The sequence below is a fragment of the Hydrogenophaga sp. genome (assembly GCF_041913525.1).
Taxonomy (GTDB): Bacteria; Pseudomonadota; Gammaproteobacteria; order Burkholderiales; family Burkholderiaceae_C; genus Hydrogenophaga.
This window is the reverse complement of the sequence record NZ_JAYSFD010000006.1, coordinates 96,688-113,091: the sequence shown is the minus strand read 5'-3', so window position 1 is coordinate 113,091 and position 16,404 is coordinate 96,688. Positions and strand designations below refer to the sequence as shown.

17 protein-coding genes are annotated in these 16,404 nt (G+C 70.4%); 5 read left to right on the top strand and 12 right to left on the bottom strand.

Going from position 1 to position 16,404, the window contains the following annotated elements; genetic code table 11:
* Position 1: 1 nt before the first annotated feature.
* Genes ACE3RQ_RS09660 through ACE3RQ_RS09635 form a run of 6 tightly spaced genes read right to left on the bottom strand, consistent with a single transcriptional unit; the run spans position 2 to position 5,621 of the window.
* Positions 2–1,003, bottom strand: coding sequence for an NADPH:quinone oxidoreductase family protein (locus tag ACE3RQ_RS09660; RefSeq protein WP_374521761.1), 1,002 nt, complete (start codon positions 1,001–1,003; stop codon positions 2–4).
* Complete coding sequence (locus ACE3RQ_RS09655) at positions 1,003–1,884, bottom strand: MaoC/PaaZ C-terminal domain-containing protein (RefSeq protein ID WP_374521760.1); 882 nt, start codon at positions 1,882–1,884, stop codon at positions 1,003–1,005. The genes ACE3RQ_RS09660 and ACE3RQ_RS09655 overlap by 1 nt, the downstream gene beginning before the upstream one ends.
* The gene (locus tag ACE3RQ_RS09650; protein WP_374521759.1) at positions 1,881–2,705 is read right to left on the bottom strand and encodes an enoyl-CoA hydratase/isomerase family protein; all 825 of its coding nucleotides are present in this window, start codon (positions 2,703–2,705) and stop codon (positions 1,881–1,883) included. The genes ACE3RQ_RS09655 and ACE3RQ_RS09650 overlap by 4 nt, the downstream gene beginning before the upstream one ends.
* Positions 2,702–3,748, bottom strand: coding sequence for a hypothetical protein (locus tag ACE3RQ_RS09645; RefSeq protein WP_374521758.1), 1,047 nt, complete (start codon positions 3,746–3,748; stop codon positions 2,702–2,704). The genes ACE3RQ_RS09650 and ACE3RQ_RS09645 overlap by 4 nt, the downstream gene beginning before the upstream one ends.
* A gap of 39 nt (positions 3,749–3,787) precedes the next feature.
* On the bottom strand, positions 3,788–4,840 hold the full coding sequence (locus tag ACE3RQ_RS09640; protein WP_374521757.1) for a phosphotransferase family protein: 1,053 nt from the start codon (positions 4,838–4,840) through the stop codon (positions 3,788–3,790).
* Between the two features lie 7 nt (positions 4,841–4,847).
* Positions 4,848–5,621 (bottom strand): SDR family NAD(P)-dependent oxidoreductase, encoded by a 774-nt coding sequence (locus ACE3RQ_RS09635; RefSeq protein ID WP_374521756.1) that lies wholly within the window; start codon positions 5,619–5,621, stop codon positions 4,848–4,850.
* Between the two features lie 70 nt (positions 5,622–5,691).
* Between ACE3RQ_RS09635 and ACE3RQ_RS09630 the strand changes: the two genes are divergently transcribed.
* Genes ACE3RQ_RS09630 through ACE3RQ_RS09615 form a run of 4 tightly spaced genes read left to right on the top strand, consistent with a single transcriptional unit; the run spans position 5,692 to position 8,889 of the window.
* Entirely contained in the window at positions 5,692–6,867 is a 1,176-nt protein-coding gene (locus ACE3RQ_RS09630; protein ID WP_374521755.1) for a thiolase domain-containing protein, read from the top strand.
* Between the two features lie 3 nt (positions 6,868–6,870).
* Complete coding sequence (locus ACE3RQ_RS09625; protein WP_374521754.1) at positions 6,871–7,269, top strand: Zn-ribbon domain-containing OB-fold protein; 399 nt, start codon at positions 6,871–6,873, stop codon at positions 7,267–7,269.
* 10 nt (positions 7,270–7,279) lie between these two features.
* Complete coding sequence (locus ACE3RQ_RS09620; protein WP_374521753.1) at positions 7,280–8,077, top strand: enoyl-CoA hydratase/isomerase family protein; 798 nt, start codon at positions 7,280–7,282, stop codon at positions 8,075–8,077.
* Positions 8,074–8,889, top strand: a complete 816-nt coding sequence (locus ACE3RQ_RS09615; protein ID WP_374521752.1) for an SDR family oxidoreductase — start codon at positions 8,074–8,076, stop codon at positions 8,887–8,889. Before ACE3RQ_RS09620 ends, ACE3RQ_RS09615 begins: the two co-directional genes overlap by 4 nt.
* A gap of 57 nt (positions 8,890–8,946) precedes the next feature.
* Here the strand turns inward: ACE3RQ_RS09615 and ACE3RQ_RS09610 are convergent, their stop codons facing one another.
* Positions 8,947–9,930, bottom strand: coding sequence for a Bug family tripartite tricarboxylate transporter substrate binding protein (locus tag ACE3RQ_RS09610; RefSeq protein ID WP_374521750.1), 984 nt, complete (start codon positions 9,928–9,930; stop codon positions 8,947–8,949).
* A 310-nt stretch (positions 9,931–10,240) separates the two neighbouring features.
* Here ACE3RQ_RS09610 and ACE3RQ_RS09605 point away from each other — a divergent pair, with 310 nt between their 5' ends.
* Positions 10,241–11,386 carry a CaiB/BaiF CoA transferase family protein gene (locus ACE3RQ_RS09605; protein ID WP_374521749.1) on the top strand — a complete coding sequence of 382 codons (1,146 nt, stop codon included), beginning with the start codon at positions 10,241–10,243 and terminating at the stop codon, positions 11,384–11,386.
* Positions 11,387–11,417: 31 nt separating this feature from the next.
* Here ACE3RQ_RS09605 and ACE3RQ_RS09600 read toward each other — a convergent pair whose 3' ends face one another.
* From ACE3RQ_RS09600 to ACE3RQ_RS09580, 5 genes are read right to left on the bottom strand one after another with little or no spacing between them, the layout of a single operon-like run.
* The gene (locus ACE3RQ_RS09600; protein ID WP_374521748.1) at positions 11,418–12,239 is read right to left on the bottom strand and encodes a PaaI family thioesterase; all 822 of its coding nucleotides are present in this window, start codon (positions 12,237–12,239) and stop codon (positions 11,418–11,420) included.
* Positions 12,236–13,501: a CaiB/BaiF CoA transferase family protein gene (locus tag ACE3RQ_RS09595; RefSeq protein WP_374521747.1), complete on the bottom strand. Its 1,266-nt coding sequence runs from the start codon at positions 13,499–13,501 to the stop codon at positions 12,236–12,238. The genes ACE3RQ_RS09600 and ACE3RQ_RS09595 overlap by 4 nt, the downstream gene beginning before the upstream one ends.
* Positions 13,498–13,857: a DUF6285 domain-containing protein gene (locus tag ACE3RQ_RS09590; protein ID WP_374521746.1), complete on the bottom strand. Its 360-nt coding sequence runs from the start codon at positions 13,855–13,857 to the stop codon at positions 13,498–13,500. The genes ACE3RQ_RS09595 and ACE3RQ_RS09590 overlap by 4 nt, the downstream gene beginning before the upstream one ends.
* Positions 13,854–14,870 (bottom strand): phosphotransferase family protein, encoded by a 1,017-nt coding sequence (locus ACE3RQ_RS09585; RefSeq protein ID WP_374521745.1) that lies wholly within the window; start codon positions 14,868–14,870, stop codon positions 13,854–13,856. Before ACE3RQ_RS09585 ends, ACE3RQ_RS09590 begins: the two co-directional genes overlap by 4 nt.
* Entirely contained in the window at positions 14,870–16,399 is a 1,530-nt protein-coding gene (locus tag ACE3RQ_RS09580) for an acyl-CoA synthetase (protein WP_374521744.1), read from the bottom strand. The genes ACE3RQ_RS09585 and ACE3RQ_RS09580 overlap by 1 nt, the downstream gene beginning before the upstream one ends.
* Between the last annotated feature and the right edge of the window lie 5 nt (positions 16,400–16,404).

Below are 16,404 nucleotides of genomic sequence, written 5' to 3'. Positions count from 1 at the left end.
GTCAGCCCGCATTGGCCAGCGCCAGCCAGAGCTTGCCCACGCTGTGGCGCGTGTGCAGCGCCTGCAGGGCAGCGGGGGCATCGGCGAAGGCATGGGCATGGCCGGGCAGCAGGGGCAACTGGCCCTGGGCATGGGCTTGCATCACCTCATGCGTGAGGCGCTGGGCCAGGGGCAGGTCGCGCTGGCGCACCTCACCCCACAGCACGCCGTGGGCGGTGGCGTTGTGCAGCAGCAGGCGGTTGGCCGGCAAGGCGGTGAGAGTGCCGCTGGCAAAGCCCACAACGAGGTAGCGCGCGCGGTAGGCCAGGCAGCGCAGGCTTTGCACGCCCACCTCGCCGCCCACCGGGTCGAACACCACGTCCACGCCCTGAGGGGCCAGGCGCTTGACCTGGTCCACCCAGTCGGCCTGTCGGTAGTCGATCACCTCGTCGGCGCCCAGGGCCTGCACGGCCGCCACTTTCTCGGGGCCACCGGCGGTGGCAATGACCCGCGCGCCCAGCCAGCGCGCCAGCGACACGGCGGCACTGCCCACGCCACCGGCGGCGGCGTGCACCAGCGCCGTCTCGCCGGGCTGCAGGCGCGCCACCTCGCGCAGGGCGTAGAGCGAGGTGGGAAAGTTGCTGCGCAGGGCCAGCGCCGCGCCGGCCGGCAAGCCCGGTGGCAAGGCCACGGCGTGGCGGGCCGGCACCAGGGCGTACTCGGCCATGCCACCTTGCTGGCACGAACTGGCGATGCGCGTGCCCACAGGCAGCGAACCCTCTGCACCGCCCGGCCCGCCCACGATGGTGCCCACCACCTCGGAGCCCGGGGTGAAGGGCAGCGGCGGCTTGATCTGGTAGCGCCCGCGCACCAGCAGGGTGTCGCCAAAGGCCAGGCCGCTGGCCTCGACGCGAACGAGGTACTGCTGGGCGTCGGGCTCGGGGCGTGCCACCTCGCGCAGGGCCAGGGTGGGCGGCTCGGTGAGGGCCTCGACCCGCCAGGCCCGCATGGTGGCGCCGGTCATCAGGCGGCGATCTTGGCGCGGCCGTTGTTGAGCACCACCACGTCGCGCTCTTTCACGCGCACGCGGAACGCCAGCTCGCCCTCAGCCAGGCGCCAGGCCTCCACCACCAGGGTCTCGCCCGGGTACACGGGCGAGGTCAGGCGCGCCCGGATGCTGCGCAGCCGCGCGGGCTCGTGGTCGGCGAACAGTTGCACCAGGGCGCGCGCGGCGTTGCCCCAGGTGGCCAGGCCATGCAGGATGGGCCGGGGGAAGCCGGCCTTGGCGGCCACGGCCGGGTCGGCGTGCAGGGGATTGGTGTCGCCGCTGAGGCGGTAGATGAGCGCGGCCTCGGGGCGGGTGGGCACTTCCAGCACGGCGTCGGGTGCGGTGTCGGGCACGGCGGGCACGGCGGGCAGGGCCGGGGCCGGGGCATCGCCACCGCTGCCGCCCGAGAAGCCGCCGTCGCCGCGCAGGAACAGCACCTGCTCGGCCGTGGCCAGCAGGGCGCCGCTGTCGGCGTGGGTGAGGGTTTTTTCCACGTGCATCACGGCGCCCTTGCCTTCGCCCTTGTCCACGATGCGGGTGACGCGGCTCTCGCCGATCACGGTGCCCGCGGTGGGCAGCGGCTGGTGAATGGTGACGCCCTGCTCGCCGTGCACCAGCTTCAGAAAGTCGATGCCCAGCTCGGTGCGCTCGCGCATCCACGCGCCGGGCGAGGCCAGCACGGCGGCCATGGTGGGCAGCACCACCAGGTCTTTTTCATAGACGTAGCGCAGTTGCTGCGCGTCCATCGGGTCGCTGCCCAGGCCCAGGCCCAGGGCGTAGAGCATGGTGTCGCGGGTGGTGTAGGTGTGGCGCACAGGGCCCGAGCGCCAGGCCTTGGTTTGGTCGAAATCGATCATGGGGTGGTCTTGGTTTGGGTGGGAAGGGCGGGCCAGCGGAACTGGGCCGGTTCGCGGGCGGCGAAGCGGCGCACCGATTCGCGCGCGTACTCGCTGCCGCCGGCCACGGCCTGGGCGGTGGCCTCCATGTCGAGCATGGTGTTCAGGTCGGTCTGCAGCGAGGCTTGCAGGGCTTGTTTGGACAGGCTCATGGCGGTGGCCGATGCGCCCTCGAAGCTGTGGGCGATCTCCAGCGCGCGCGGCAGCAGGTCCTCGGGCGGGTGCACCTCCAGCGCCAGGTCCATGCGCAGGGCCTCTTGTGCGCCGAATTCGCGGGCGGAGTAGATGAGCTCTTTGGCGCGCTGCAGGCCCACCACGCGGGGCAGCGTGTACCAGGCGCCCACGTCGGGCACCAGGCCGATGCGGTGGAACACCATGGCCAGGCGCACCCGGTCGCTCACCAGCACCAGGTCGGCCCACAGCGCCAGGCTCAGGCCGGCGCCAAAGGCCACGCCGTCCACCGCGGCCACCACGGGCTTGTCCAGCCCGGCCATGGCGGTGGCGAGGTCTCGGTAGCGGGCCATGCCGGCACGGCGCTGCTCGGGGCTGCGGGTGCCGCCATTGCCGCTGCTGGCCATGGCCTTCACGTCGCCACCGGCGCAGAAATCGCCGCCCGCGCCAGTGAGCACCAGGGCGCGCACGGTGTCGTCGTCGCGCAGGGCGCGCAGGTGCGCCACCAGGGCGTCGGTGGTGGCCGGGTCCAGCGCGTTCTTGGCCTGCGGGCGGTTCAGGGTGATGAGGGCCACGCCGCCCTGGCGTTCCAGCACAACGGTGTCGCTCATGCGGCCTCCTGGGCAGACACAGAGATGGGCACGCCGCCTTGCATCACGTCGCAGAACTCGGTCATGCCCAGGGCGGTGTGGCCCTCGCAGGTGTACTCGCTCATGCTCTCGGTGATGCGGGTGTAGCGGGTGGGGTCGGCGCTGCCTTTGCGCTGGTGGCGCAGCGGCACGGTGGCCAGCACGCGGCCTTGCAGCGTGTATTCGCGCTGCGCCGTCTTGACCCAGGCGCTGAAGCGGCGCGGGTACCAGCTGTCGTCGTACTCGGCGTCGATGCGGCCGTCGAGCACCGCCTCGTACACGCCACCGCGCAGCACGTTGCCGCTGATGCGATTGGGCCCGCCCTCGGGGTTGCCCTTGATGGACAGCAGCACACCGAAGTCGCGGCTGAAGGCCACGGGCAGCCACTTGTACCAATAGAAGCTGTGCCAGTGGCGCGGGCCCCACGACTTGTCGCGGTAGCCGGTGCCCTGGGTCATGTCAAAGCGCTGCCCGTCCACGGTGATGTGCCCACTCACCGCCATGTGCTGCTCGGTGTGGCCACGGTAGACGGCGTGCTCGGGGTCCAGCTCGATGGGCTGGCCATTCAGATCGACGATTTCGCCGCCGTGCATGGGCGACACCCCCTCGAACACCAGCGCCAGCGAGGCCGGGCGCTTGGGGTAGGCCTTGAAGGCCGCGCTGGGGTTGGCCATGGCGTGCGGGTCGGTCATGAGCAGCAGCTCGCCGTCATAGGTCACGCGCAGGCGTTTGAAGGGCTCCAGCACCTCGAAGCGCATGCCGCCGGCGGCCATCTCGGCGTTGCCGCTGATGGCCGGGCGCGCGAACATGAAGCCCACGCGCCCGTCGGGCAGATAGACGCAGCAGGTCATCTCGGCATGGCCCTCGTGGGGCCGGTTGCCAATGCGCATCCACGCCCCCACGCCGCTGGCGGTGTCGAAGGCGTTGAAGTACATGCTCTCGTTGTAGTTGGACACGGCCTCGGGCGTGTGCGTGTACTCGTCTTGCGGGTCCAGCCGCAGGCGGGTGTTGGGGGGCATGTACATGGGCTGTCTCCTGCTGTGTGTTGTCGAAACGCGGCGCGGTCAGGCCATGGCCCGCTCGGCCTGCGCCCAGCCGGCCTCGGCGGTGAGGGCCACGCGCTCAGCCACGTCGCGGGCGCGGCTGTTGGCGGCGTTGCCGTCCAGCGCGCGGCGGGCCACGCCCTGCTGGATGGCGGCCATGCGGAACATGTTGAACGCCATGTAGAACGCCCAGTGATCGCGAATGGGGTTGACGTCTCGCCCGCTGTGTTGCGCGTACAGGGCCAGGTAGGCGCCTTCGTCGGGAATGCCCAGTGGCGCCAGGTCAACCCCGGCCAGGGTGCGGTGCGTGCCCAGGGCCAGGTGCCAGGTCATGCAGTGGTAGGCGAAGTCCACCAGCGGGTCGCCCAGGGTGGAGAGTTCCCAGTCGAGCACGGCCACGATGCGCGGCTCGGTGGGGTGCCACACCACGTTGTCCAGCCGGTAGTCGCCGTGCACCAGGGTGGTGGTGTCTTGCGGCGGCTCGCGCTCGCCCAGCCAGGCGATCAGGTTTTCCATGGCCGGAATGGGCGTGGTCTCGCTGGCGCGGTACTGGCGCGTCCAGCGCTCAAGCTGGCGCTGCACGTAGCTGCCTTCGCGCCCGAAGTCGCCCAAGCCGCAGGCGCGGTGGTCAACGGCGTGCAGGCGGGCCAGCACGCGGTTGAGTTCGGTGTAGTGGGCCAGGCGCTGCGCGGGCGACATGCCCGGCAGGGTCTGGTCGCCCAGGATGCGGCCGTCCACGAAGTCCATCACGTAGAAGGCGCTGCCCAGCACCTCGGGGTCTTCGCACAGCAGGCGCACACGCGGCACCGGCACCTCGGTGCCGGCCAGCGCCTTCATGGCGCGGAACTCGCGCTCGATGGCGTGGGCCGAGGGCAGCAGCGGCCCCGAGGGCTTGCGCCGCAGCACGTAGCGGCTGGCGCCGGCATCGACGATGTAGGTGGGGTTGGACTGCCCGCCCTCGATGCGCCGCACCTGCAGCTCTCCGGTGAAGGGTTCGATGCGGGTGCGGATGACGTCGGCCAGCCGGCCGGCGTCCAGGTCGCTGTTCAGGTCGTGCTGGGCGCTGGCCGTCATGGCGCGATCAGAGGCTGATGTGGAAGCCGCCGTTCACGCCCAGGTGCTGGCCGGTGATGTAGCTGGCGCCGTCGGACAGCAGGAAGCACACCGCCTTCACCGCCTCGTCGGGGGTGGACCAGCGGCCCATGGGAATTTGCGCCAGCATGCCGTCGCGGAATTTCTCGCCGCGCACCACTTCCGTCATGGGCGTTTCCACCACGCCGAAGCACACCGAGTTGGCGCGGATGTTGTGGCGGCCCCACTCACGGGCGATGGTCATGCTCATGGCCAGCATGCCGGCCTTGGCGGCGGCGTAGTTGATCTGGCCAATCGAGCCCTTGCGCCCGGCGTCCGACGAAATGTTCACGATGGAGCCGCCGCTCTTGTCACCCCCCTTCACACGCTCGACCATGTGCTGGCCCACGGCGCGCGTCCAGTAGAACGAGCCGGTGAGGTGCACGTCGATCACGTCCTGCCACTGCTGGTCGGTCATCTTCTCGATCATGGCGGGGCGAATGATGCCGGCGTTGTTCACCAGGCCGTGCACCGCGCCAAATTTGGCCACGGCCTCAGCCACGGCGCGGTTGGCCAGGGCCGGGTCGGCCACGCTGCCCTGCACCGCCAGCACGCGGTCGGCCGGCTGGGCCGCCGCCACGGCGTTCAGGGTCTCGGCGTTCAGGTCCACCGCCACGGCGTTGCCGCCCAGGCCGATGACGGTTTCCACCAGTGCCTTGCCAATGCCTTGGCCCGCGCCAGTGACGACGATGGTGCGGCCTTCGAGGGAAACGATGGGGGTCATGTGCTGCTCCTTGTTTGATGGTTGAACCAATGATATTCTACGGTTCGAACACCCGTCAACTGGAGAAGACATGACGATCAAGGGCAAGGCCTGCATCGCAGGCGCATACGAACACCCCACCCGCAAGGCACCAGACAAAACCGTGGCCCAGCTGCACGCCGAATGCGCGCGCGGCGCGCTGCAAGACGCCGGCCTCACCCTGGCCGACGTGGACGGCTACTTCTGCGCTGGCGACGCGCCCGGCCTGGGCGCCAACAGCATGGCCGACTACCTGGGCCTCACGCGCCTGCGCCACATCGACAACACCGACACCGGCGGCTCGGCCTACCTCATTCACGTGGCGCACGCGGCGCAAGCCATTGCCGCCGGCAAGTGCGACGTGGCCCTGATCACCCTGGCCGGGCGCCCGCGCACCGAAGGCGCCAGCGGCGTGGGCGTGGGCCAGCGGCTGGTCACGCCCTCCACCCCCGACGTGCCCTGGGAAATGCCCTACTCGCCCGTCACGGTGAACATGTACGCGCTGGCGGCGGCCCGCCACATGCACGAGTTCGGCACCACGGCCGAGCAACTGGCCTGGATCAAGGTGGCCGCCGCCGCCCACGCCCAGCACAACCCCCACGCCATGCTGCGCGACGCGGTGACCGTGCAAGACGTGCTGAATTCCCCCCTGATCGCCGACCCCCTGCACAAGCTCGACTGCTGCGTGGTGAGCGACGGCGGTGGCGCCCTGGTGGTGGTGCGCCCCGAAATTGCGCGCCAGCTCAAGCGCCCGGTGGTGAAGGTGCTGGGCGGGGCCGAAACCATCAAAGGCCAGCTCGGCGGCCAGGTGGACCTCACCTGGTCGGGCGCGGCCGTCACCGGCCCGGCGGCCTTTGCCGAGGCCGGCGTGAAGCCGTCTGACATCCAGTACGCGTCCATCTACGACAGCTTCACCATCACCGTGCTGATGCAGCTGGAAGACCTGGGCTTCTGCAAGAAGGGCGAAGGTGGCAAGTTCGTGGCCGACGGCAACCTGATCTCGGGCGTGGGCAAGCTGCCCTTCAACACCGACGGCGGCGGCCTGTGCAACAACCACCCCGCCAACCGCGGCGGCATCACCAAGGTGATCGAGGCCGTGCGCCAGTTGCGCGGCGAGGCGCACCCGAAGGTGCAAGTGCCCAACTGCCACCTCGCCCTGGCCCAGGGCACCGGCGGCCTGCTCGGCTCGCGCCACGGCAGCGCCACCCTCATCATGGAACGGGAATAAGACATGAGCACCCCCTACGTTGACCGCCCCCTGAGCGCCCCCCTGGTGGACGCCGCCACCGACGCCTTCTGGGCCGCCACCCGCGAGGGCCGCCTCACCAGCCGGCGCTGCCAGCACTGCGGCAAGCTGCATTGGTACCCGCGCCCCATCTGCCCCTTCTGCCAGGGCGACACCGAGTGGGAAACCCTCAGTGGCCAGGGCAGCATCTACAGCGTGAGCGTCACCCGCCGCGCCGGCCCGCAGGTCTACGCCATCGCCTACGTCACGCTGGACGAAGGCATCACCGTGCTGAGCAACATCGTCGACTGCGACCTGGACACGGTGCACATCGGCCAGCGCGTGAAGGTGGTGTTCAAGCCCACTGATGACGGGCAGATGGTGCCCATGTTCACCCCCGCCTGAGGAGAGCGCCATGAACACCCTGAGCTTCGAGGTGGTGAACCGGGTGGGCTGGATCCGCCTGGCCCGCCCGGAAAAACACAACCCCTTTGACGCCGAGCTGCGCGCCGACCTCATGGCCGTGCTGGAGCAGGTGCGCCAAGACCCCGAGATTCGCGTGCTGGTGCTGGCGGGCACGCCCGGCGCCTTCTGCGCCGGCGGCAACCTGCAGGTGCTGCACGAGCACCTCGACTCGGGCCCGCACTACTGGCAGCAGCGCATCAAGACCGGCCTGCGCTTCATTCAGGACATGCTCAACCTCGGCCGCCCTGTCATCGCCGCGGTGGACGGCCCCGCCATGGGCGCGGGCTTTGCCCTGGCGCTGTGCGCCGACATGGTGGTGGCCACACCGCGCGCGCGCTTTTGCATGGCCTACCTGCGCCTGGGCCTGGTGCCTGACCTGGGCGCGCTCTACCTGCTGCCGCGCGCCGTGGGCCTGCAGCGCGCCAAGGAACTGATGTTCTCCACCCGCGACATCGACGCCGAAGAGGCCCGCCAGTTGGGCCTGGTGATGGAGGTGCACGAGAGCGAGGCGCTGGAAGAGCGCGTGCGCCAGATCGCCGAGAGCCTCACCCACGCCGCGCCCACCGCGCTGGCGCTGACCAAGGCCGCGCTCAACGCCTCGCTCGACGCCGACCAGCAGACCCTGTTCACCCTGGAGGCCGCCAGCCAGGCCGCCGCCTTTGCCGCGCCCGAGCCGCGCGTGGCCATCGAGGCCATGCTGGCCAAGAAGGCACCGCCCTACCGGGGATTTCCAAAGGTGAAAGCATGAGCACGCTCAAGGGAAAGACCCTCTTCATCACCGGCGCCAGCCGGGGCATTGGCCTGGCCATTGCCCTGCGCGCGGCGCGCGACGGCGCCAACATCGCCATCGCGGCCAAGTCGGCCGAGCCACACCCCAAGCTGCCCGGCACCATCTACACGGCGGCCAAGGCCATCGAGGCCGCGGGCGGCCAGGCCCTGCCGCTGGTGGTGGACATCCGCCACGAAGACCAGGTGCTGGCCGCGGTGGAACAGACCGTGGCGCGCTTTGGCGGCATCGACATCTGCGTGAACAACGCCAGCGCCATCAGCAAGACCGGCACCCTGGCCACCGACATGAAGCGCTTTGACCTGCTGCACGGCATCAACGCGCGCGGCACCTACCTGGTCTCGCGCGCCTGCCTGCCACACCTGCTGCAGGCCGAGAACCCGCACGTGCTCATGCTCTCGCCGCCGCTGAACATGGAAGAACGCTGGTTCGCGCCCAACGTGGCCTACACCATGGCCAAGTTCGGCATGAGCATGTGCGTGCTGGGCATGGCCGGCGAGTTCCGCGACCGCGTGGCCTTCAATGCGCTGTGGCCGCGCACCTTCATCGGCACGGCGGCGGTGCAGAACATCCTGGGCGGCGAGGCCACCATGAAGCGCACCCGCCGCCCCGAGATCATGGGCGACGCGGCCCACGCCATCCTCACGCGCGACCGCTCCTTCAGCGGCCACTTCTGCATCGACGAGCAGGTGCTGCGCGAGCAGGGCGTGACCGACCTTTCGATGTACAGCGACTGCCCCGAGAGCGACCTGATTCCCGATTCCTTCATCTGAAGCGAACGGGGGGAGAGAAAGAGAAAGGCCCCGCCTGCCAGGCGGGGCCTTTTCACATCAGAGCTTGATGCGGCCCGAGGCCACCAGCTTGCGCGTGCTGGCCAGCTGTTCTTTCAGGAACTCGTTGGTGCGCGCCCCGTCCCAGCCCACCGCGTCAAAGCCCAGCTCGGACAGCTTGGCCTTCACTTCGGGCAGCAGCACGATGCGGTTGATCTCGCGCGTGAGCAACTGCACCACGGCCGGCGGCGTCTTGGCCGGCGCGAACAGGGCGCCCCAGCCGGGCATGTCCACCTCGGGGTAACCCAGCTCGGCGAAGGTGGGCACGTCGGGGTAGCTGGGCGAGCGCTCTTTGGTGGCCACCGCCAGCGCGCGGATGCGCCCCGGGTAGCGGCGCGCGCCGCCCACCGAGGTGAACGAGGCCTGCACCTGCCCGGCCAGCACGTCCAGCAGCGCCGGCGTCTCGCCCTTGTAGGGCACGTGCACCGTGTTGATGCCGGCCGCCATGTTGAACAGCTCACCCACGAAGTGCCCGCCGCTGCCCGGCCCGTAAGAGGCGTAAGACAACTGACCCGGACGCGTCTTGGCGATGGCCACGTAGTGCTTGAGCGTGGACGCCGCCAGCGACTCGCTGATGCCCAGCGCAATCGGCGTGAGCGCCAGCATGCTCACCGGCACGAAGTCCTCCACCTTGTAGGGCACCTTGTCCAGCAGCACCGTGTTGCTCAGGAAGGCGCTGTAACCCACCATCAGCGTGTGCCCATCGGCCGGGGCCTGCGCCACCGCCGCCGCCGCGATGGCACCGCTGGCGCCGGGGCGCGACTCCACCACGCAAGGCTGGCCCAGGCGCTCGGTGAGCTTCTGGCCAATGAGCCGCATCATGGTGTCGTGCCCGCCGCCGGCAGCGGTGGGAATGACGATGCGAATGGGCGCCGTGGGGTAGGCCGGCGTGGCGGCGGGCGCGGTCTGCGCGTGGGCCGTGGTGGCCGCGCCACCCAGCGTGGCCAGGCCAGCGGCCAGGGCTTGTCGGCGGTTGATTGTCATCGCTTGTCTCCTTTTGTAAATGATTGGTTGAACCTTATAAAACAGCGTGTGCGGTGTCAAGGCTTCTTCAGACGGATGGCCTAGGGATTGCCCTGGCCCAGCTTCATTGACATCCCGCCTTCCGGTTTCGATAATTGGCCCAACCATTGAAAAAGGAGACGCCCCATGAGCTCGCGCCTGCGCCGTTGGGTCTTGCGCTTCGTGACCACCTGGGGCGCCTCGTTTGCCTTTCTGGTCCACGCGCCCGGCGCCATTGCCGCGCCACCTTCAGCCTTCTCCCCCTCGGCCCAGGCCGACGCTCACACACCCCATGGGACCTCTTCACGGAATCAAGATCATTGAAATGGCCGGGCTAGCCCCCGGCCCGTTTGCGGCCATGATGCTGGCCGACATGGGCGCGCAGGTGCTGTGCATCGAGCGCCCTGTCCCGCCCGGCCAGGCACCGGCCAAGCCGGCGGCCAACATCCTCTTTCGCAACCGGCGCTCGATTGCGCTGGACCTGAAAAAGCCCGAGGCGGTGGACACGCTGCGCCAGCTCCTCGACGGCGCCGATGCGCTCATCGAAGGCTTTCGCCCTGGCGTGATGGAGCGCCTTGGCCTGGGCCCCGACACCTGCCTGGCCCGCAACCCGCGCCTGGTCTATGGCCGCATGACCGGCTGGGGGCAAGATGGCCCCATGGCCCAGGCCGCGGGCCACGACGCCAACTACATCGCCCTGGCCGGCGCCCTGCACCCGCTGGGCACGGCCGATGCGCCACCGCCCCTGCCGCTGAACCTGATCGGCGACTTTGGCGGCGGCGGCATGTACCTGGCCTTTGGCATCGTCTGCGCGCTGCTGGAGGCCCGCCAGTCGGGCAAGGGGCAGGTGGTGGACGCCGCCATGGTGGACGGCACTGCCTCGCTCACCACCTACCTGCACGCCAACCGCGCCAAGGGCCGCTGGCGAGATGCGCGCGGGCAAAACGTGCTGGACGGCGCCGCGCCCTGGTACCACGTGTACGAGACGGCCGATGGCCAGTACGTCACCGTGGCCGCGGCCGAGCCGCAGTTTTACGCCGAGCTGATCCGCCGCCTGGGGCTGGAAGGCGAAGACCTGCCGGCCCAGCACGACCGCGCCGGCTGGCCACGCCTGCAGGCGCGCTTTGCCGAGCTGTTCCGCAGCCGCACCCGCGCCGAGTGGTGCGAGGCGATGGAGGGCAGCGACGCGTGTTTTGCACCCGTGCTGTCGCTCTCCGAGGCACCTGAGCACCCGCACCTGAAGGCGCGCGGCACCTTCGTCACGGTGGACGGCGTGGTGCAACCCGCGCCCGCGCCGCGCTTCAGCCGCACGCCAGCGGACGAGCCCAAGGCCTGGGTGCCCCCCGGCGCCGACGATGCCGCCGCCCTGGCCGATTGGGGCCTGGGCGCGCCTGAGCTGCAGCGCCTGCAAGCGGCCGGCGCCTTCGGCGCTGCCTGACACCGCCTGGGGCCACGCCCCGGGGGCCGCCTCAGGTGGCCCCCAGCACCTTCCACACCGAGGCCACGGCCATCACCGGCCGGTCGCCCACGCACAGGGTGCCATCGGTGAACACCACCGACGGCGACACCTGCCGCACCTCGGGCCGGAACTCAGCCCAGGCGCCCGCGGGCACATCGCCCAGGCGGCGCACCTGCATGCTCAGCGTCACGCAGCGCCCTTGCGAGGCCAGCGACGAGGCGCGGCCGGTGAACACGTCGGCCACGAACAGGGCCATGCCGTCGTGCAGCAGCGGCGCGTGCGCGCACAGGCGCGTGGGGTCGGCCTGGAACAGGCATGCCTTGAAGCCACTGGCCAGCGTGCGCTCGTGGGCCAGGCCAATGTGGCGGGCAAACGGCTCGCGCCACACGGCCACGTCCCAACCCACCAGCGAAGGCGCTGGCGCTGGCGGCACCGGTTCGTCAGCCCCGGCCGGCACGATGCGGTACACCGCTGCCGCCGTGGCCAGGCACTCATCGCTTGCGCGCAATTCGATGGTGAGAAACACCATCGTGCGCGTCACGCGCGTGGGCCGCACCTCGGCCTGCACCCGGGCGCCGCCCAGCGTGGCGCTGATGAACTGCACGTCCAGCGACAGCATCTCGGCGCGGGCGCCGGCCTGGGCCTGGGCCGCGGCGTCCAGCGCGGTGGCCTCGGCGGCGGCGCTGATCAGCGTCATCACCATGCCGCCGTGCAGACGCCCGCCGATGTTGAGGTGGTGCGGCGCCAAGTCCAGCGCCAAGGCGTTGGGCGCCACGCGCTCCAGCGGCCCGGTGTGCGCCAGGAACCCCATGGCGTCGGTCGTGGTGTTCATGGCTGCTCCCTCTGGGTGCCCAGCACGCCTTGGTCGATGAGGGCCTGAATGGCCTCGTCGCCCAGCCCCAGCACCTGGCGCAGCACCTCGTCGGTGTGCTGGCCCAGCGTGGGCGCGGCCTGCGGGTCGGCCACGGGGGTGCGGCTCAGGCGGTAGGGCGGTGCCAGGTTGGGCACCTGCCCTGCCGTGGGGTGGGGAATGGCGCTGAGCAGGCCGCGCTCGCGCACGTCGTCGCTGGTGAGCGCCTCGCCGGCCAAGCGCACCGCGCCCACCGGCACGCCGGCCGCGCGCATCACGCGCAGCCAGTGTTCGCGTGGCTGGGCGACGATGGCGTCTTGCAAGGCCTGGCGCAGGGCGTCGCGGTGGCGCGCGCGCTGGCGCGGCTCGGCGTACTCGCCTTCGGCCAGGTCGGGGCGGTTCAGCACGTCGCGCACCAGGCGCTGGTAGCTGCGCTCGTTGGCGCAGCACAGGTACAGCGGCGAGGTGGCGGTGGCGAACATGCCGATGGCCACCACCACCGGGCTGGAGTTGCCCACGCGCGGCGGCTCCTGGCCGGTGACGAGATAGCCCATGGGCCGGTAGCCCGCCATCTGCGCGGCCTGGTCGAGCATGGCCACTTCCACCAGTTGGCCCAGGCCGTCGCGCTGGCGCGCCAGCAGCGCGGCCTGCACGGCGTTGGCGGCCATCATGCCGGTGGTGATGTCGATGATGGGCGAGCCCACCACCACCGGGTCGGCCCCAGGGTGACCGTTGAGCGCCATCAACCCGCTCTCGGCCTGGGCGATGGGATCGAAGCCCACGCGCTGCGCCAGTTCGCCTTCGCGGCCGGCGGCGGAAATCGAGCAATAGATGAGGCGCGGGTGGCGCTTGGAGACGGTCTCGAAATCCAGGCCCAGGCGCTGCATCACGCCGGCCGAGAAGTTCTCCACCAGCACGTCGGCGCGCTCGATCAACTCCCAGGCCAAGGCCCGGCCGGCCTCGCTGTAGAGGTCAATCGTGAGGCCCTTTTTGTTGCGGTTGGTCCAGAGATAGCCCAGCGATTCACCGCCCAGGTCGGGCGGTTTGTGCGAGCGAAAGTCGTCACCGCCATTGGGCTTTTCGATCTTCCACACCTCGGCACCAAAGTCGGCCAGGATCTGGGTGCAATACGGGCCCGACAGAAAGTGGCTGAAGTCCACCACGCGCACACCGGCCAGTGGCAGAGGCGCATCGGCCGGGCGCAGGCGCGGCGGGGGCAAAGAGGCAATGGGCGGTGCGCTCATGGCTGCCGGGTCCATTTGGGGTTGTTGATGGCCAGCGCGTCGCCCAGCGTGGCGTGCAGGTGGGCCGCCAGGCCCGGGGTGTCCAGGGGCAGGCTGCCGTCGTCGAGCTGGCGCACCAGCGCGTCGTTCAGCGCGGGCAGCGCCTCGGTGGACTGCAACAGCTCGCGCAGGCGCGCCCACTCGGCCGCCTCCAGCGCGGCGCCCTGCTCGGCCTGGCGCTGCACGATGCGCAGCACGTTCACGCACACGCGGGTGTGAAAGCGGTGGTAGCCGTCCAGCGTGGGCAGCAGCTCGTGTTCGAGGTGGTCGGCCGTGGCCTGCACCAGCCGGGCCATGTCGGGCACGAAGACGGTCATGCGGCCTCCTGAATCAGTTGCATGAAGTCCCACAAGGGCTCTTCCAGGCGGCGACCCACGGCACTGAGTTCCACGCTGGCCGGGCGCCCGTCGGGCCGGGTGGCCGAGCCTCGGCGCGCGCAGGCAATGGCCCACTTGAGGTTGGAAAACGCTTCCCAGAAGCGCACGCGCGCCCGGTCCACCGGCTGGCCGCTGGCGGCTTCGTAAGCGGCGTACAGGTCTTCGCGTTCGCCAAAGCCGCCCACCTCGCCCGCGCCGCCGAAGCGCCACGAGCGCATGCACAGCACACCCAGGTCTTGCATGGGGTCGCCGATGCGGGCGATTTCCCAGTCGAGCACGCAGCGCACGCCCTCGGGCCCAACGATCAGGTTGCCGGTGCGGAAGTCGGCGTGCACCAGGGCCGGGGCCCAGTCGGTGGGCAGGTGCTCACGCACCCAGCGCTGCGCGAACGACAGCGCCGGGTGGCGCACGCCGCAGGCGGCCAGCAGGTCTGAGTACACCGCCAGCTCGTCAGCCGGCGAGAGGGTTTGCAGGAACCCCAGGCCTTGCAGTGGCAGGCGGTGGATGGCGGCCAGTATCTGCCCGCACTGGGCGGCCATCACGGCCCGCGCGCTGGCGAACGCGTCGTCGCGCACCAGCTTCTTGCCCAGCGTCTCGCCAGGCACGGCCTCGGTCACGTAGCCCTCGCCCAGGCCATCGGCCTCGGTCAGCACTAGGCGCACCACGGGCGCGGGCGCGCCGCCAGCTCGGGCCACGCGCATCACGGCGGCGTCTTCGGCGGCGGTGAGCTTGGGCACGCGGCCACGTGGCCCGGTGAGCGCGGGCGTTTGCTGCAGGATCAGCGCCTGGGTGGCGCCGCCACTCACCCAGTCAAAGGCCCAGGTGGTTTTGGTGGCCCCGCCGGTGAGGCGCCTCAGCCCCTGCACCTCGCCTTGCACCACGCCATCGCCTTGGCGCGAGAGCACGGCCTGCAGGGCCGAGGCCACGGCCTCGGGGTCGCGCGCGGTGGCCATCAGATCTTGCGGCCCGTGGCTTGCCAGAACGGGTCGCGCAGGCGGCGCTTGAAGATCTTGCCGCTGTCTTCGCGCGGCAGGCTGGCGTGAAAGTCCACCCGCTTGGGCACCTTGTACTTGGCCAGCCGCGCTTCCAGGTAGGCCTTGATGTCTTGCGCCGTGAGCTGGGCGCCGGGCATCAGCTCCACCGCCGCGGCCAGCGATTCGCCAAAGTCTTCGTCGGGAATGCCGAACACCGCGCAGTCCTGCACACCGGGGCACTGGGTGAGCACCATCTCGATCTCGGCCGGGTAGATGTTGGTGCCACCGGAAATCACCATGTCCGAGCGGCGGTCGCACAGGTAGAGGCGGCCGTTCTTCAGGTAACCCACGTCGCCCACGCTGATGAGGCCGTCGCGCTCGACGCTCTTTCGCTTCTCGGGGTTGTTGAGGTAGGTGAAGTCGGCGTAGGCCGGCACACGCATGTAGATCTCGCCGGGCTCGCCATCGGGCGCGGGCTGGCCGTCTTCGCCATAGAAGGCGATGCGCGTGCCCGGCGTGGGCACGCCCACCGAGCCCGGGTGTTCCAGCCAGTCTTGCGGGGTGGCCAGGGTGGCGGTGCCCACCTCGGTGCCGCCGTAGGTCTCATAGACCACCGGCCCCCACCAGGCCATCAGCTCTTGCTTGACCTCGCGCGGGCACGGCGCACCGGTGTGGGTGACCCACTTGAGCGAGGACACGTCATAACGCTCGCGCACCTCGCGCGGCAGCTTGAGGATACGCACGAACATGGTGGGCACCATCACCGCGTTGGTGATGCGGTGCTTCTCGATGAGCGCCAGCGTTTCCTCGGGGTCGAACTTGGACTGCATCACCAGCACCTCGGCCAGCCCGAAGGCCTGGCGGCCGTAGGCGTTGGGCGAGGCGTGGTACAGCGGCCCGGTGACCAGCGCACGCACGCCCTGCTCCACGCCGTACACCCGCTTGATGAGGTCGGCGTACACCTGGCTTTGCTCGGGCGAGGCCGGGTCGCGCTTCACGCCCTTGGGGTGGCCGGTGGTACCCGAGGTGTAGATCATGGTGGCGCGGCTGCGCTTGGGCGGCTCGGCCCAGGGCTCGAAACCATCGGCCCACTGCGGCCAGGCCACATCGCCCGGCGCCACCTGGCAGGCGGCGTCGGCAATGCCGTAGCGCTGTTGCACCTCGGGCGGGGTGGGCACCACCAGCAACTCGATGCCGGCCGGGATCTGGTCGCGCAGCGGCGCCAGCAAATCGGCGTGCGCCACCAGCACCTTGGGGCGCGAGTCGTTCAGGATGTAGACGGCCTCATCCGTCTTGCCGTGCCAGTTCAGCGGCACGGCGTAGGCGCCAATGGCGCCCGCGGCCTGCAGCACCTCGAAGAAGGCGAAGTCGTTGCGCAGCAGCAAGGCCACGGTGTCGCCCTCGCCAATGCCCATGCGCGAGAAGCCGGTGGCCGCGCGCAGGCCGCGCTGCACCAGTTCATCGCGCGGCAGGCCGCGTTCGTCCAGGTAAATCATGGCGGTGCTCATGCTCT

Excerpts from the sequence above, each read along its gene's own strand:
- ACE3RQ_RS09600 (WP_374521748.1), bottom strand. The coding sequence starts at position 12,239 with ATGAACACCACGACCGACGCCATGGGGTTCCTGGCGCACACCGGGCCG.
- ACE3RQ_RS09660 (WP_374521761.1), bottom strand. The coding sequence starts at position 1,003 with ATGACCGGCGCCACCATGCGGGCCTGGCGGGTCGAGGCCCTCACCGAG.
- ACE3RQ_RS09605 (WP_374521749.1), top strand. The coding sequence starts at position 10,241 with ATGGGACCTCTTCACGGAATCAAGATCATTGAAATGGCCGGGCTAGCC.
- ACE3RQ_RS09655 (WP_374521760.1), bottom strand. The coding sequence starts at position 1,884 with ATGATCGATTTCGACCAAACCAAGGCCTGGCGCTCGGGCCCTGTGCGC.
- ACE3RQ_RS09630 (WP_374521755.1), top strand. The coding sequence starts at position 5,692 with ATGACGATCAAGGGCAAGGCCTGCATCGCAGGCGCATACGAACACCCC.
- ACE3RQ_RS09620 (WP_374521753.1), top strand. The coding sequence starts at position 7,280 with ATGAACACCCTGAGCTTCGAGGTGGTGAACCGGGTGGGCTGGATCCGC.
- ACE3RQ_RS09650 (WP_374521759.1), bottom strand. The coding sequence starts at position 2,705 with ATGAGCGACACCGTTGTGCTGGAACGCCAGGGCGGCGTGGCCCTCATC.
- ACE3RQ_RS09625 (WP_374521754.1), top strand. The coding sequence starts at position 6,871 with ATGAGCACCCCCTACGTTGACCGCCCCCTGAGCGCCCCCCTGGTGGAC.
- ACE3RQ_RS09640 (WP_374521757.1), bottom strand. The coding sequence starts at position 4,840 with ATGACGGCCAGCGCCCAGCACGACCTGAACAGCGACCTGGACGCCGGC.
- ACE3RQ_RS09585 (WP_374521745.1), bottom strand. The coding sequence starts at position 14,870 with ATGGCCACCGCGCGCGACCCCGAGGCCGTGGCCTCGGCCCTGCAGGCC.
- ACE3RQ_RS09645 (WP_374521758.1), bottom strand. The coding sequence starts at position 3,748 with ATGTACATGCCCCCCAACACCCGCCTGCGGCTGGACCCGCAAGACGAG.
- ACE3RQ_RS09615 (WP_374521752.1), top strand. The coding sequence starts at position 8,074 with ATGAGCACGCTCAAGGGAAAGACCCTCTTCATCACCGGCGCCAGCCGG.
- ACE3RQ_RS09580 (WP_374521744.1), bottom strand. The coding sequence starts at position 16,399 with ATGAGCACCGCCATGATTTACCTGGACGAACGCGGCCTGCCGCGCGAT.
- ACE3RQ_RS09595 (WP_374521747.1), bottom strand. The coding sequence starts at position 13,501 with ATGAGCGCACCGCCCATTGCCTCTTTGCCCCCGCCGCGCCTGCGCCCG.
- ACE3RQ_RS09635 (WP_374521756.1), bottom strand. The coding sequence starts at position 5,621 with ATGACCCCCATCGTTTCCCTCGAAGGCCGCACCATCGTCGTCACTGGC.
- ACE3RQ_RS09590 (WP_374521746.1), bottom strand. The coding sequence starts at position 13,857 with ATGACCGTCTTCGTGCCCGACATGGCCCGGCTGGTGCAGGCCACGGCC.
- ACE3RQ_RS09610 (WP_374521750.1), bottom strand. The coding sequence starts at position 9,930 with ATGACAATCAACCGCCGACAAGCCCTGGCCGCTGGCCTGGCCACGCTG.